Source organism: Nitratidesulfovibrio sp., assembly GCF_040373385.1.
Taxonomy (GTDB): domain Bacteria; phylum Desulfobacterota; class Desulfovibrionia; order Desulfovibrionales; family Desulfovibrionaceae; genus Cupidesulfovibrio.
In genome coordinates this window covers 368,616-383,556 of the sequence record NZ_JBDXXH010000002.1, presented here as the reverse complement: position 1 = coordinate 383,556, position 14,941 = coordinate 368,616, and the positions used below count along the sequence as shown (strand labels likewise).

The 14,941-nt window shown below is 61.9% G+C and carries 11 protein-coding genes and 1 pseudogene; 10 read left to right on the top strand and 2 right to left on the bottom strand.

What is annotated here, in order from left to right; translation table 11 throughout:
* The first annotated feature begins 103 nt into the window (after positions 1-103).
* The 4 genes from ABWO17_RS04770 to ABWO17_RS04755 all read left to right on the top strand — a co-directional run bounded on the left by ABWO17_RS04770 (position 104) and on the right by ABWO17_RS04755 (position 6,160).
* Positions 104-2,911, top strand: a complete 2,808-nt coding sequence (locus tag ABWO17_RS04770; RefSeq protein WP_502914870.1) for a M16 family metallopeptidase — start codon at positions 104-106, stop codon at positions 2,909-2,911.
* A 340-nt stretch (positions 2,912-3,251) separates the two neighbouring features.
* Entirely contained in the window at positions 3,252-3,902 is a 651-nt protein-coding gene (locus ABWO17_RS04765; RefSeq protein ID WP_353116430.1) for a LysE family translocator, read from the top strand.
* A gap of 369 nt (positions 3,903-4,271) precedes the next feature.
* On the top strand, positions 4,272-5,372 hold the full coding sequence (ychF, locus tag ABWO17_RS04760; protein ID WP_309541767.1) for a redox-regulated ATPase YchF: 1,101 nt from the start codon (positions 4,272-4,274) through the stop codon (positions 5,370-5,372).
* Between the two features lie 116 nt (positions 5,373-5,488).
* Entirely contained in the window at positions 5,489-6,160 is a 672-nt protein-coding gene (locus ABWO17_RS04755; protein ID WP_353116429.1) for a virulence RhuM family protein, read from the top strand.
* On the opposite strand, the gene ABWO17_RS04750 is transcribed toward ABWO17_RS04755, so the two are convergent.
* Together ABWO17_RS04750 and ABWO17_RS04745 are read right to left on the bottom strand one after the other, a co-directional pair.
* Entirely contained in the window at positions 6,139-6,738 is a 600-nt protein-coding gene (locus ABWO17_RS04750; protein ID WP_353116428.1) for a hypothetical protein, read from the bottom strand. The genes ABWO17_RS04755 and ABWO17_RS04750 overlap by 22 nt on opposite strands.
* A gap of 222 nt (positions 6,739-6,960) precedes the next feature.
* Positions 6,961-7,254, bottom strand: a pseudogene (locus ABWO17_RS04745) (integrase core domain-containing protein); the annotation flags it as partial.
* Between the two features lie 156 nt (positions 7,255-7,410).
* Between ABWO17_RS04745 and ABWO17_RS04740 the strand changes: the two are divergent.
* The 6 genes from ABWO17_RS04740 to ABWO17_RS04715 all read left to right on the top strand — a co-directional run bounded on the left by ABWO17_RS04740 (position 7,411) and on the right by ABWO17_RS04715 (position 14,757).
* Complete coding sequence (locus ABWO17_RS04740; protein WP_353116427.1) at positions 7,411-7,608, top strand: hypothetical protein; 198 nt, start codon at positions 7,411-7,413, stop codon at positions 7,606-7,608.
* 317 nt (positions 7,609-7,925) lie between these two features.
* On the top strand, positions 7,926-9,755 hold the full coding sequence (locus tag ABWO17_RS04735) for a glycosyltransferase family 2 protein (RefSeq protein WP_353116426.1): 1,830 nt from the start codon (positions 7,926-7,928) through the stop codon (positions 9,753-9,755).
* Between the two features lie 101 nt (positions 9,756-9,856).
* Positions 9,857-11,317, top strand: coding sequence for a class I SAM-dependent methyltransferase (locus ABWO17_RS04730; RefSeq protein WP_353116425.1), 1,461 nt, complete (start codon positions 9,857-9,859; stop codon positions 11,315-11,317).
* 99 nt (positions 11,318-11,416) lie between these two features.
* Positions 11,417-12,220, top strand: a complete 804-nt coding sequence (locus ABWO17_RS04725; protein ID WP_353116424.1) for a glycosyltransferase — start codon at positions 11,417-11,419, stop codon at positions 12,218-12,220.
* 224 nt (positions 12,221-12,444) lie between these two features.
* Positions 12,445-14,103: a phosphoglucomutase (alpha-D-glucose-1,6-bisphosphate-dependent) gene (gene pgm, locus ABWO17_RS04720; protein ID WP_353116423.1), complete on the top strand. Its 1,659-nt coding sequence runs from the start codon at positions 12,445-12,447 to the stop codon at positions 14,101-14,103.
* 240 nt (positions 14,104-14,343) lie between these two features.
* A complete protein-coding gene (locus ABWO17_RS04715) occupies positions 14,344-14,757 on the top strand; it encodes a response regulator (RefSeq protein ID WP_353116422.1) in 414 nt (137 codons plus the stop codon).
* Positions 14,758-14,941 lie beyond the last annotated feature (184 nt).

Sequence of the window (14,941 nt, the reverse complement as noted above, 5' to 3'; positions counted from 1 at the left end):
CAAGGGCCGCGCCGCCTGACATCCGGCCATCGCCAGCCGCCGTTCCGGCAGCCGGCACGACACAGCGCACGCCGCCCCGCGCGGCACATCGGAGACATTCGCAATGCGCACCCTTCTCACCCTGTTTCTCCTCCTCGGAGCCCTGACGATGCCGACCGCAGCAACGGCCGCCACGCCCACAGCCCCGGCCCCACAGCTGACGCGACTTTCCAACGGCCTGACGGTGCTCATCCAGCCGGACGAGCGTTTTCCGCTGGCCTCGCTGCGCCTGTACGTGCACGCCGGTTCCACCTACGAAACCCCGCGCGAGGCAGGCATAAGCCACGTGCTGGAACACATGGTGTTCAAGGGCACGGAAAACCGCCCCAAGGGCACCGTCGCCCGCGACGTGGAACGCGCTGGCGGCTACCTGAACGCCGCCACCAGCTTCGACTACACCGTGTACCTTACCGACATGCCCGCCGCGCAATGGAAGCTGGGCATGGACGTGCTGAAGGACATGGCCTTCCACCCCACGCTGGACCCCGCCGAGCTGGAATCGGAAAAGGAAGTCATCCTGGCCGAACTGCAACGCGGCGAGGACAGCCCGGACAACCGGCTGTTCCAGCACATGCAGGCCCTGACCCTGAACGGCACGCCCTATGCTTCGCCCATCATCGGCCTGCGCGAGACCATCAAGTCGTTCACGGCGGACGAGATCCGCGACTACATTCGCAGGCACTACCAGCCGCAGTCCATGCTGCTGGCCGTTGTCGGCAACGTGAACCCGGCGGAGGCCCTGGCCGAGGCGCAGCGCCTGTTCGGCGACCTGAAGAACGACGCCACGGTCACCCCGCCCGCGCCCATCGACGCGGAAAAGCTGCTGGCCCAGCCGCTCGCGCTGGCTGATGGCGGCAAGGCGGACGGCGGCAAGGCCGCCACGCCCGCATCCGCCAAATCCGCCAAGGCCGAAAAGCCCGCCAAAACGGAAAAGGTAGCCAAGTCCGCAAGTACCGCCGCCCCCGCGCCCTCTGCGCCCACGGTCAAGATAGAACCCGGCCCGTGGAACAAGGTGTACCTGGGCATTTCCTTCCCGGTACCCGGCTTTGGCGATGCGCAGTCGCCCCAGCTTGACGTGCTGGCCCAACTGCTGGGCGGTGACCGCACCTCGCTGCTGTACCGCACCTACAAGTACGAAAAGCAACTGGTGGATTCCATTTCGGTGTCCAATTACAGCTTCGAGCGCGTGGGCATGCTGTACCTGACGGCAGAACTGGACGCCGACAAGCTGGACGCCTTCTGGACCGCCCTGACGGCGGACCTTGCCTCGCTGTCCGCCAGCCGTTTCACGGCAGAGGACATCGAACGCGCCAAGCTGAACCTTGAGGACGACATGTTCCGGGCCAAGGAAACCCTGCCCGGCCTTGCCTCCAAGCTCGGCTACTTCCAGTTCTTCACCGGCGTGCAGGGCGAAACCAACTACCTGCGCGGCCTGCACGACGTCACCCCCGCCACCCTGCACGACCTGATCACCCGCTGGCTGCGGCCCGAACGGCTTTCCGTGGTGGTCCTGACGCCGGAAACATCGCAGACGCCCGACCTTGCCGCCGCGCTGGCGAAAGCCTGGCCCGCCCCGGCCCGCGCCGGGGACGACGCCGCATCCGCCGCCGTGGCCGACAAGACCGAGGTCATCGACCTTGGCAAGGGCCGCACGCTCATCCTCATGCCCGACGCCACCCTGCCCTACACGGCGGTGGACATGGTGTTCAGCGGCGGCAACGCGCTGCTGCCCGAAGGCAAGCAGGGCCTGGCATCGCTGGCCGCCAGCGCGCTGGTAAAGGGCACCCTGCCCACGCCGCAGTCCGCCGGGGCCAAGGCCGCGGGCATCGCGAACGGGCTGGACGCCCCGTCCATGGAAGCCTACCAGTCCGACCGCGCCGCCAGCCTTGGCGCTGCTGCCGGACGGCAGACCTTCAGCCTGGCGCTGCGCCAGCCTTCGCGCTTCAATGACGATATGTTCGCCCTGCTGGGGCAGGTGCTGAGCGCGCCCGCCTTTGCCGACGCGGAAGTGGGCCGCGAACGGGTAAACCAGGTGGCCGCCATCAAGGCGCGCGAAGACCAGCCCATGGGCCTGGCTTTCCGCCATCTGACACCCTTCCTGTTCCCCGGCCACACCTACGGCTACTACCATCTGGGCATGCCGGAAACGGTGCAGCAGTTCGGCGTGGCCGACGTGCGCGGCTTCTGGGCGCAGCAGGTGCGCCAGCCGTGGGTGATGGCCGTGTGCGGCCAGTACGACCGCGAGGCGGTCATCCGCCACGCAAAAGAGCTGCCCGCGCCCGACGCCAAGCCCGCCAGCCTGTCCGCGCCCAACTGGAGCAAGGACAAGGGGCTGGACCTGCACCTGCCGGGCCGCAACCAGGCCCACCTGATGCTGGTCTTTCCCACCGCGCCGCTGAAAAGCGACGACACCCCCGGCCTTGAACTGATGCAGGCCATCCTGTCCGGCCAGAGCGGCCTGCTGTTCCGCGACCTGCGCGACGAACAGGGCCTTGGCTACACCGTCACCGCCATGAACTGGCAGTCGGAAAAGGCCGGGTTCATGATCTTCTACATCGGCACCGAGCCGGGCAAGCTGGACCAGGCCACGCAGGGCTTCAAGGACGTCATCGCCCGCCTGCACGCCGACACCCTGCCCGACGACGAACTGCGGCGCGGCAAGAACCAGCTGGAAGGCGACTACTACCGCGAACACCAGCGCCTTGGCAGCCGCAGTTCCGAGGCGGCGGTGCTGGCATCGCAGGGCTACCCGCTGGCCTTCAACAAGCAGATGGTGGACAAGGCGGCCAAGCTGGACGCCGATGCCCTGCGCGCGCTGGCCCGCAAGTACCTGAAGGTGGATGGGGCGTACACCGTGCGCGTGCTGCCCTAGCCTGTGTCGCGCAGGGGGCCTTTTGCCCTCTGCCTTCGTCAGAATGCATTTTTATTCCGGTCGAGTACCACAAAAGTACGCTCCCTCCATAAAAAAGCATTCTTCCTCGGCAGAGAACAAAAATCCTCCCTGCGCAAGGCTGCGCGAGGCATGAAACACCCGTAGCAAAATGCCGTTCCCGCGCCGGGGCATCCGCATGGATGTCCCGGCGCCTTCATATCCGCTGCGGGCCGCAGCGGCCCCGCATACTACCGGCCCGCCGCGCCCCCTGCCCACCCCAACGCTTTCCCTTTATCCGCGCTGCCTGTACAACGGCACGACACACTCACCGGAGCATCCCATGGAATTCGCGACCCTGGCCGCCATGAGCACCTATGCCGTCGCCATGAGCGTAACCCCCGGCCCCAACAACACCATGGTCATGTCGTCGGGCCTCACCTTCGGCTTCTGGCGCACCATGCCCCACCTGCTGGGCGTCTCGCTGGGCTTTCCGCTGATGATCATTGCCGTGGGCCTCGGCATGGACCGGATTTTCGCCGCCGTGCCGCAACTGCACGACTGGCTGCGCTGGGTAGGTTCCGCCTACCTGCTGTGGCTGGCATGGCGCATCGCCACCGCCGCCCCGCCGACACCGGGAGAGGCCGCGAAAGGGCGCAACGCCGCACGCCCCATGAACTTCATCGAAGGGGCGCTGTTCCAGTGGGTAAACCCGAAGGCATGGCTGGCTGCCGTGGCCGGGGTGACCACCTACGTTTCCGGGCATGACGGCGCGGAATCTGCCCTTGCCGCCAACGTGCTTGGCCTGCACGGCGTATCCACCGAACTGCTGGCGCTTACCGCCGTGTTCGCGGCCATGGCCTTCCCGTCCCTGGCCCTTTGGTGCGCGGGCGGCACGGCCCTGCGCGGGCTGCTGCATTCGCCGGTGGCGGTGCGCTGGTGCAACGCGGTGATGGGCGCGCTGCTGGCCATTTCGGTGTTCTCGCTGTTCTAGCCTTGGCTGGCAGTCGGGCGCTGCCGCGCAGGCTGTGCTAGGCACGTCCCGTCCTGACAGCGCCCGGCCCCGGCGGCCTTCTATCCCATGCCGACGCCGCGTGCGGGCCATGCGCTGGCCGTGCGTTGACCGTGCGCTGGCCGCGTGCGTTGACCGCGTGCGTTGGCCGCGTGCACCTCGCCCGGCGCGCATACCGCCTTTCGTCGCGCACTGCCGCCCCCGTCGCCCCCCACTGCGCCCCATCCCCCGCGCGCCCTTTCCAAACCGCGCAAAAGACGCTATGAAGCCCCGGCGGCCACGCCGCCCCCCAACCCGCGCCCCGCGCCGCATACGGCGCACGCGCCATCATCGCAATTTCCGGAGACAGACATGGCTCTCAGCATAGGCATCGTCGGGCTGCCCAACGTGGGCAAGTCCACCCTGTTCAACGCGCTGACCAAGGCCCAGAACGCCGAGGCGGCCAACTACCCCTTCTGCACCATAGAGCCCAACAAGGCCACGGTGGCGGTGCCCGATGCGCGCATCGACAAGCTGACCGAAATGGCCAAGCCGCAGAAGACCATCAGCGCCACGGTGGACTTCATCGACATTGCCGGGCTGGTGCGCGGGGCCAGCAAGGGCGAAGGGCTGGGCAACCAGTTTCTGGCCAACATTCGCGAATGCGCCGCCATTCTTGAAGTGGTGCGCTGCTTCGACGACGAGAACATCACCCACGTGGACGGCGCCATCGACCCCATCCGCGACATAGAGACCATAGAGACCGAACTGCTGCTGGCCGACATCCAGTCTGCCGAAAAGCGCTACGACCGCCTGTCCAAGATGTCCAAGTTCGACAAGGAAGCCAAAGCCGCGTCCGACGAACTGGGCCGCCTGCTGGAACACATGAACGCGGGCAACCCGGCATCCACCTTTGAGGGCAAGGACAACGACCTGTTCAAGCAGGCCATGCGCGAAATGGGCCTGATCACCGCCAAGAAGGTCATCTACTGCGCCAACGTGGACGAGGCCAACCTGGACGGCACCAACGACCACGTGCGCCGCGTGCGCGAACTGGCCGAACAGCGCGGCTGCGACATGGTGGTCATCTGCGCCAAGATCGAGGAAGAATTGCAGGGCCTTTCCGACGAGGAACAGGCCGAAATGCTGGCTTCTTACGGCATCAAGGAAAGCGGCCTCGTCAGCATCATCCGCACCGGCTACCACACGCTGGGCCTGGCCAGTTACTTTACCGTGGGTGAAAAGGAAGTGCGCGCCTGGACCATCCAGCAGGGCTGGAAGGCCCCTGCCTGCGCGGGCGTGATCCACACCGACTTCGAACGCGGCTTCATCCGGGCCGAGGTCATCGGCTACGACGACTACGTGAAGCACGGCACCGAGGCGGCCTGCCGTTCCGCCGGGGTGCTGCGCGTGGAAGGCAAGGAATACGTGATGAAGGACGGCGACGTGGTGCACTTCCTGTTCAACGTGTAGCGCATGCATCGCCAGGCCTGACGCCCCGGGGAACAGCCAGCCGGGGCGCGGGCCGTGCCCCGCAGCCCCACCGGACGCAAGCCGCCATCCTTGCAAGATGCCAGTCAGGAGGAGGGATGACCGACCTTCAATCGCCACTGCCGGGTGAATTCCTGATTTACGAAACCGAGGATGGTCACACCCGTGTGGACTGCCGGTTTGCCGAGGATACGCTTTGGCTTTCGCAGGCAATGATGGTCGAGTTGTTCCAGACTTCGTCGCAAAACATCACCCTGCACCTGAAGGCCCTTTACGCAGAGGGCGAAATTACCCCCGAGGCAACCTGTAAGAGTTACTTACAGGTTCGGGCCGAGGGGGCGCGGCAGGTTCGGCGCAGCGTCAAGTTCTACAATCTCGACGCCATACTGGCCGTGGGCTATCGCGTCCGTTCGGCCCGCGGCACCCAGTTCCGCCGCTGGGCTACGGAGCGGCTGCGGGAGTATCTGGTCAAGGGCTTCACTCTGGACGACGAACGGTTGAAGAACCCGCCCGTTGCCGGATCAGCCGTGCCGGACCGCTTTGACGAACTGCTTGATCGCATCCGCGACATTCGGGCCAGCGAACGCCGAATGTACCTGCGCGTGCGCGAGATATTCGCAATGGCGGCGGATTACTCCCCCACGCTGCCGGAAACCACCCAGTTTTTCCGGTTCATCCAGAACAGTTCCAAGTTCTTTTTGTGGGCTAGCGTATTGAACAATTGTGGTTGCGTTGTTCATTTTTTGCCTCAAATATTATTGTACTTCTGATATTTTGAAATATTTTTGCATACTTCGGCGCTATCTGGGAATTCGCACGCTATTTTTATTTTTTCTCGTACTGTGTATATTTCTACAAAAGTGCGCCATACGCTAATGGCGTTAACAACTTTTGTGATGTCTGCTGTGCTGATATCTATTCTTTTGAGCACATTAAAGGTGTCAAAGATGTGTATTTTTTCAGATGTAATAATTAGGAATTGATGCATTTCTGCGTATTGATATCTCATGTATAATAGTGAGCATGTCATAAGTATAGTTAATGGAAGAAGGTGTTTCGTGTTGTTTTCAGCAAATACCATGTATATTGCTAATGTAGATAGGCTTGAAATGCTTATTTGCATTAAGAAATAAAATAAACTGAATTTGTTGTAGTGGGGTGCTGTAAATGTGATATCTTGGCGGTTGATTTTTTCTCTTTCAATAAAATTTTCTATTGATTCATGGTAAAATGTTATTAGGTTTTTTTTCTTGAACATGACTATGTACAATAAGGGAAAGTTGGTGATGAATTGATGGATGGTGAAAAGCAATGCACCGGAGGTTGCTGCAATTACTTGGGATTTCATTCCGTTACCCTTTTGCGTCAGGCGTGTGGCAGTGGTTTGTTGTGGAGGCTATCCCGTCCTGGCTTGTCTCTGGATATACCTGCTAGCACATTCCCTATGTCTGTTTTTAAGCGAACGTAAAGCTTGCCGCATTGGCGCGCGAATCCGCACGACTTGAGGAGAGGCAACGGGTTGTACACAGATAGTATTCACCTGACACTGCCGTGCCTGGCGGGGTGCTGATCAGGCTGCCTGCTGCCCTTCGTTGTCCTCTTCCGGATGGTCCTCGGGAAGGCCATCAAGGAAAGCTTGGTGGGGTGTCCGATCGTTCATGCTTCTGCCTTGATGCGCCCGTTCGTTGTTGTAGTGGTGCAGATAAGCGTCGAGGTCTGTCTGCATTTCGTCCAAGGACTCGTACCAGTTCCTACGACTCTGAATCCTGAAATGTTCGTCGAGCAATGTTCTGTGCAACCGCTCCACAAAACTATTGCTTTTGGGGCGTCTGACGCGGGTTGTCCGGTGCTCGACACCTTCCAGTTACAGGAATATACTGTCAGGTAATAACTAGCTCAGCACACTCCACTCTTTGCAACATTATAATCCCCCCCCACCCTTGCGCTCCCCCAGCCCCGGCGGTATACAAATTCTCCAAACACTTCGGCACACTTCGCGCCGTCAGGACAGGAGCACGCCATGGCAACGCATCCGCAGGCCGGGCAGCGGCCCGAACCTTCGCAACTGGTGGGCATACCGGCGCTGGTCGCCGCCCACCATGCCGGGCACCCGGATGCCACCGCGCCCGAGCGGCGTGTGTCCTTCGGCGCATCCGGCCACCGGGGCGGCGCGCTGTCCTCCTGTCCCAACAAGCCGCACCACTCCGGATGCCCGTGAGGGCATCCGTTTTTTGCTCGTGCGCCAGAGCCTGCACGGCTGCCATGCCGCAGCCCAAAGTCCCCACACACACCGCCCCAGCCCCCTGCCGCAAAAACAAAGTCGGAAAGCCCCCCCTTGGCACAAATGCTGCCGCGCGCTGGCGTATAGTTTGCATGCAAACGCCGCGATTACACGTATTGCGACAACTTTTTGCAATGCACAGCATGCGGCCGCAGCGTCAGCACGCTGGCCATGCCGCGCATTCGCTTTTGCTTTCCAGAGGTTAGACAATGCCCAAAGAGCCCATCCCGACAGCGTCGATCGCGTACATTTTCATGCTCGATCCCCTGGATGCCGACATGAATGCGGACCTTTCCGCATGGGAAGCGATTGCATGCAATGCAGGGATAGAGGCCTTCCTTGCCGTTCCCGCAGGGCTGACGCCCCCCGCCATGGCGGCTCTGGCCGACAGGTTTCCGCAGGCACGCATCATCGCCTATCGGCACAGCCCCTATGAAGCGGTCAACACGGCCGCGCGAGAGGCGCGCGGGCGTCATGCATGCCTGCTCAGGCCCGGCATCAGCCTGCATGAAAACGCCATGGCCGCAATGTGCAGACTGCTTGATGAAAGCCCGGACAGCCACGCGGGCATGGCATGGCTTGCGGATGGCAACAGACAGAAGAACGCCGACAATGCCTTCGTGCCCGTCGGCGCCACGCAGCATACCCATGCCGACGCCCTGTTCAGCCGTCATGAGCCCAGCATGCTGATCTGGAAAAATCTGCCCGCCGAACCGCTGGTTTTCGACGAATCCATGGTGTTCCTTGCGGACGAGGACCTGACCATACGCCTTGCGCGTGCCGGGCGCCTTCTGGCGTTCACGGGGACAGTCGGCGTGCATCATGCCGGTCAAAAGCACGCGGATGTCCAGTACAGGCAGCTCTGCTACGAAGAGGAACTGCGAACAAAGGAAACGCACATCCGCCATTTCCTGTCGGACGCCGTTCCGCAGACAAGCCACCTGCATGCGCGCCTGCTGCTGCACACAAAAACCATCATGCTGTACTACAAGCAGCTTGGCGCAGACAGCACGGGCATAGACGCACGCGAATTCGACAGACAGGGCTTCTTTCACGCGCTGTTGCTGGCCAAGACAGGCCACGTCGACGACGCCATGAATTCCTTGCGCACCCACCTGAAGACCATGGGCGAATCACGCAACGCCGCCCATCTCTACCGGATACTGCTGACGCCCTTTCTCGGCGCGCCGGTGTGCATTCCCCCCAAAAGGCAGGCCGCGCCCCTGGTCAGCATACCCATGGCGCTGTACAACCACGGGCACTACCTTGAAACGGCACTGCAAAGCGTTTTCGCGCAAACGATGCCGGATTGGGAAATCGTCATCATCAACGATGGCTCCACCGACAACTCGCTACGCACCGCCAAGGCCTTGCTCGAAAAGTATGGCGACAGCCGCCTGCGCATCGTCAGCAAGCAGAACGAGGGGCTGCCCAAAACCCGCACGCGCGGCATGCAGGAAACATCCGCGCCCTATGTCTGCCAGTTGGACCCGGACGACCTGATTGCGCCGGACTACCTTGAAAAGGCGCTGGACATTCTGGAATCCGAGCCGGACGTGGGGTGGGTAACGCCGCCCACGCTGGTATTTGGCGGCAGCAATCATATCGCCTGGGACTGGGAATATGACCTGGTGCAGTCCGCGCTGCGGTGTCCTTCACCGGCGCTGGCGCTGTTTCGCCGCAGCATGTGGGAAGGGCTTGGCGGCTACCGCGATGCCATCCCTTGTCGTGAAGACTGGGAATTCTGGATACGAGCAGGCGAGGAAGGCTGGGTTTCGCGCACGATGCCCGACATCAAGTTCATCTACCGCCACGCCTTCAAGCGCTGGGGCACAACAAACAAGAACAATATCAGCAGCAAGAAATTCATCGTGGAACATCACCCATGGTGGTTCAAGCAGATGAATGAGCGCGAAATGTATACCTGCTTCCTGCAAATAGATGTCGGCGCCTTCCCGCATGACATGCTCAATGAAGACACCGTCGAAAGGTACCGCGCCGTGCAGGGCGACAGGGGCGCAGTACAAAACCTCACCCACGAGCTGAGAAAGCGCCATGCGCACGGCATGCCGCGCAAGGCATGACCCTGCCCGGAATGCGATTGCAGCAGCCTTGCCATGCCGCAACGAAAAACAGGACATAAAACCGCCCAAGGGGCAGTTGAAGCGCAGCTTCGAGGTTCATCATGAAGTACAATATAGCCATACTGCATGCGCAAGGGTCGGAATACTGGAAATGCGCGGAAGACATCACGCGCCCCCTGGCATCCGCCCTGACCAACATGGGACACACGGTAGACGTTTCAACCCAGATGCTTTCCCGCAGGGCGACGAACATCATCTTCGGCCTTCAGGACATTCCGGACTTTCCGCAAGACAAGATACCGGAAGACTCCATCATATACAATTTCGAGCAGATAACAAAAGGCAGCAAGGGGCTTCGCCCGCACTACATAGAAGCCTTGCAGAAATTCACGGTGTGGGAATACAGCATCCGCAACCTTGAACTGTTGAAAAGAAATTTCGGCATCAGCAAGATTCACCATGTGCCCTTCGGCTATACCGGGCAAATGTCCTGCATCAACCCGGATTACCCAAAAGACATCGACGTCCTGCTCTACGGATATCTCAACGACAGGCGAAAGCACATCATCAACGAGCTGAACAAGCGGGGAATCAAGGCGGTAGCCCTTGAAAAGGTCTTTGGGCACGAACGCAACTTCCACATTGCCCGATCACGAATCCTGCTCAACGTTCACTTCTACACGCCGGGAATACTCGAAGTAGCACGCATAGGCTTCCTGCTCGCAAACGGAAAGACCGTGGTAAGCGAACGCAACCCGGACACCTTCGTGCCCGCAGAATATGAAGGGACATGCGCCTTCGCCCCGTACGACGCGCTCATCGACACGACGCTCGAACTGCTTGAAAACACTTCGGCATGCGCGCAGCAGGGGCAGATCGGCCACCAAATCTTTGCTCGCCAGCGCTACGAGGACATTCTCGCAAAGGTCACGGACGCACCGCAGACGGGCCTCACGCAGCCCCGGTTGCCGCGCAAGATCAACGCCGGTTCGGGCAAGGATTTCCGCGAAGACTGCCTGAACATCGACATAGACCCCAAATGGCGGCCAGACATCCTGCTGGACCTGTCGACGCCCTTCACGCCGGGCACCACCTACCAGACCCGGCGCTTCGGGGTGCAAGAGCTTCCGGAGGGGTATTTCTCCACCATCGAAACAAACGATGTGCTCGAACACGTTCCCGACGTCGTGGCGACAATGACCAACTTCCTGAACCTGCTGGAACCCGGGGGCACCCTGCAAATCAGCGTGCCGTACGACCTGTCCCTTGGCGCCTGGCAGGACCCCACGCACGTCAGGGCCTTCAACGAGATGAGCTTTCGCTACTATACGGACTGGTCATGGTACATCGGCTGGAAAGACTACCGCTTTGAAATGGTCGACCTGAAGTATACGCTGAGCAACATCGGGATGGCCCTGAACGCCCAGGGAATACAGGCCGACAATATCACACGGACCCCACGGGCCGTGGACAACATGGAAGTCACCCTGCGAAAGCGCGCGACGACAGCAGAAGAAAAGCTGGAATACGACCTTCGGCACCATGCGTTCTATGCGGAATAGTGACGGAGCCGAGCAGGATTTGGCAGCCGTTCAAGACGCCGCGCCGGAAACCACCGCGTCATGCTGCGGGGAAATCCGCGCAACTTGCCCGCAGTGCGCATGAGGAACAACACCATGTCAAAAACGATAGACATTCTCTATATTACATACAATCGCATTGCGTACACCCGCAAGACGCTTCCCTCCATGATCGAGAATGCGGGTATCGATTTCAACCTGACAATTTTCGACAACGGCTCAACGGATGGCACGGTTGAGTATATCAACCTCATGCAGAAGAAATATGGCGCAACCATACGCCACATCTTCTTCAACCACGAAAACATAGGCATCGCCCTCCCCACCAATCTGTTCTGGAAGAAATCCACGGCGGATTACGTCGGCAAGGTGGACAACGACACCCTGCTTCCGAACGACTGGCTCAAGACCCTTGTGGCCGCCCAGGAAAAATCCCCCCGCATCGGGGTGATCGGCGGCTTCCATTTCAACCCCGGCTACTTCCGGGATGGCGATCTGGAAAACAGGGTCCTGGACATTGACGGTGTTTCAATGATCCCGGACGCATTCATTGGCGGCTGCTGCTACATCATGCCCCGGCACATCCAGCAGGCGCACGGATACATGCATGTGACCCCCGGCAAGAAGACATACGGATGGACTGAATACCAGATCAGCATCTACAAAAGCGGATATGTCAACGGCTACATATGGCCGCTGCTTTATGTCGAACATTTCGACGACCCCCTGAGCCAGTACAACCTGACGTTTTCAGAGCATGCAAAATCTTCTGCGGTATCGCTGTCGGACAAAGGCATAAGGGATCATCAGGACATGCTGCGCTGGTATGCCAGGGACGCCCTGCGTGTTGTCCGGGGCGACTCGTTGTCGTTGAACAACGCATAGCCGCACGCTGCACGGGCGAACAGGGGCTGGCGAAAGCCCGGAGCGGGCATTGGCCCGATGCTGCCCTGCGGCGTGGCCACCGCGCCGCGTGCTGCCACCCGCCACCCGCCAACAGCCCCCCTTCATTATAACTCCTTCCCCACCCTTGCGCTTGCCCTGCCCCGGCGGTATACAAATTTCCCAAACACTTCGGCACACTTCGCGCCGTCAGGGCAGGAGAACGCATGGCAACGCATCCGCAGGCCGGGCAGCGGCCCGAACCTTCGCAACTGGTGGACATTCCGGCGCTGGTCGCCGCCTACTATACCGAGCACCCGGATACCGCCGCGCCCGAGCGGCGCGTGTCCTTCGGCACCTCCGGCCACCGGGGCGGCGCGCTGTCCGGCAGCTTCAACGAGGAACACATCCTCGCCGTCACCCAGGCGGTGTGCGAATACCGCGCGCAGGCAGGCATAACCGGCCCGCTGTTCCTCGGCATGGACACCCACGCCCTGTCTGAACCCGCCCACCGCACCGCGCTGGAAGTGCTGGCCGCCAACGGCGTGTCCACGGTCATCCAGCAGGGCGGCGGCTACACCCCCACCCCGGTCATTTCGCACGCCATCCTCACCTGGAACGCGGGCCGCGCGCAGGGCCTTGGTGACGGCATCGTCATCACCCCCTCGCACAACCCCCCGGAAGACGGCGGCTTCAAGTACAACCCGCCCCACGGCGGCCCGGCGGATACAGACGCCACCAGGTGGATTCAGCGCCGCGCCAACGAACTGCTGGACAGCGGGACCGGGGGCAACCGCGCCGTGCGCCGCATGCACCTGCGCAATGCGCTGGCCGCCCCGTGCGTGAGCCAGCGCGACTTTGTGCGCAACTACGTGGCCGACCTTGCCTCCGTGGTGGACATGCCCGCCATCAAGGCCGCCGGGCTGAAGCTGGGGGCAGACCCGCTGGGCGGCTCGTCGCTGGCCTACTGGCGCCCCATTGCCGAAGCCTACGGCCTCGACATCACCGTGGTGAACGACGCGGTGGACCCCACCTTCCGGTTCATGCCGCTGGACAAGGACGGCAAGATCCGCATGGACTGCTCGTCCCCGTGGGCCATGGCCGGGCTGATCAATCTCCGCGACAGGTTCGACGTGGCCTTCGGCAACGACGCCGACGCAGACCGCCACGGCATCGTCACCGCATCGGGCCTCATGAACCCCAACCACTACCTGGCCGTGGCCGTGTGGTACCTGTTCCGCCACCGCCCGCAGTGGGCGCCGCAATGCGCCGTGGGCAAGACGGTGGTCACCAGTTCCATGGTGGACCGGGTGGCGGCATCGCTGGGCCGCAAGGTGGTGGAGGTGCCCGTGGGCTTCAAGTGGTTCGTGCAGCCGCTGCTGGAGGGCAGTTGCGGGTTCGGTGGGGAAGAAAGCGCCGGGGCGTCCTTTCTGCGGCGCGACGGCACGGTGTGGACCACCGACAAGGACGGCCTGCTGCTGAACCTGCTGGCGGCGGAAATCATGGCCGTGGAAGGCCGCGACCCGGCGGAACTGTACACCAGGCTCACCGAACAGTTCGGCGCGCCGCTGTACGAACGCCTGCAATCGCCCGCCGGGGCGGAGCGGCGGGCCGTGCTGGCCAACCTTTCGCCCGACGTGCTGACCGCCACCGAACTTGCGGGCGCGCCCATCACCGCAATGCTGACCAAGGCCCCCGGCAACGGGGCGTCGATCGGAGGCTTGAAAGTCATTACGGATGACGGCTGGTTTGCCGCGCGGCCCTCCGGCACCGAGGACATGTACAAGATCTACACCGAAAGCTTCAAGGGACCGGACCACCTGAAGCGCATCCAGCAAGAGGCCGTGGACATAGTGGACCGGGCCTTTGCGGCGGCCGGGGTATAGACGGCAGGCGGCACTGCAACGCCGCCTTATAGAAAGATATGCGGGGCGTTAACGCTCATTGACCCCGCCACCGCTGGCGGCTATGTTCGTCAGCAATTCCGAAGGCAGACGCCAGAGGCGCCAGCCCCGACCACATTGAGGTCCGCATCGCGCTTACCGGGCATCCATCAAGCCGCCGCCCCACGCAGGCGCGGCGGCGAAACCACGGCGCACCACGCGCGCAGGCAGAAGGACGTTCCGATGAAATTCCTGGTCGTTGACGACGACTTCGACAGCCGCAGACTGGTCCAGAAAATCCTTCACCCCTACGGGTATGTCGACATCGCCACCGATGGTGAGGAAGGCGTGCAAGCCTTCAGTTCCGCCCTCAGGGACGGCGAACCCTACGACGTGGTCACCCTCGACATCCTCATGCCCAACGCAGACGGGCAGCAGGCCCTGCGCGAAATCCGCGAAATCGAGAAGGAAGAGGGCATTGCCCCCGAAAAGGCCGTGAAGGTCATCATGATTTCCGGCCTGGACGATTCGCAGGAAGTGCACGACGCCTTCTTTCTGGGCGATGCCGTCAGCTTCATCGTAAAGCCCATCCGCCGCCAGCTGCTGCTGGACGAAATCGAAAAGCTCGGCGTGCATCTGGAAAAGACCGAAAAGTAGGCGCGCCTACTCCCCTTTTCTCCGTGTCGCGGCACTTGCGGGTCGCGCCGTGTCCGGCTATTACCGGTGCACCGGCGCGCTTGCCGTGTTTCCGGTGCGTCCGGCGTGCCCTTGTTACCACAGCAAGGGCAAGCCGCGTTCCGTGCCGTTCGAACAGGGCCGCGCCCCGCATCGTTCGCGACAG

Coding starts and splice junctions, on each gene's coding strand:
- ABWO17_RS04770 (WP_502914870.1), top strand. CDS start 104: ATGCGCACCCTTCTCACCCTGTTTCTCCTCCTCGGAGCCCTGACGATG.
- ABWO17_RS04765 (WP_353116430.1), top strand. CDS start 3,252: ATGGAATTCGCGACCCTGGCCGCCATGAGCACCTATGCCGTCGCCATG.
- ychF (WP_309541767.1), top strand. CDS start 4,272: ATGGCTCTCAGCATAGGCATCGTCGGGCTGCCCAACGTGGGCAAGTCC.
- ABWO17_RS04755 (WP_353116429.1), top strand. CDS start 5,489: ATGACCGACCTTCAATCGCCACTGCCGGGTGAATTCCTGATTTACGAA.
- ABWO17_RS04750 (WP_353116428.1), bottom strand. CDS start 6,738: ATGAAATCCCAAGTAATTGCAGCAACCTCCGGTGCATTGCTTTTCACC.
- ABWO17_RS04740 (WP_353116427.1), top strand. CDS start 7,411: ATGGCAACGCATCCGCAGGCCGGGCAGCGGCCCGAACCTTCGCAACTG.
- ABWO17_RS04735 (WP_353116426.1), top strand. CDS start 7,926: ATGCTCGATCCCCTGGATGCCGACATGAATGCGGACCTTTCCGCATGG.
- ABWO17_RS04730 (WP_353116425.1), top strand. CDS start 9,857: ATGAAGTACAATATAGCCATACTGCATGCGCAAGGGTCGGAATACTGG.
- ABWO17_RS04725 (WP_353116424.1), top strand. CDS start 11,417: ATGAGGAACAACACCATGTCAAAAACGATAGACATTCTCTATATTACA.
- pgm (WP_353116423.1), top strand. CDS start 12,445: ATGGCAACGCATCCGCAGGCCGGGCAGCGGCCCGAACCTTCGCAACTG.
- ABWO17_RS04715 (WP_353116422.1), top strand. CDS start 14,344: ATGAAATTCCTGGTCGTTGACGACGACTTCGACAGCCGCAGACTGGTC.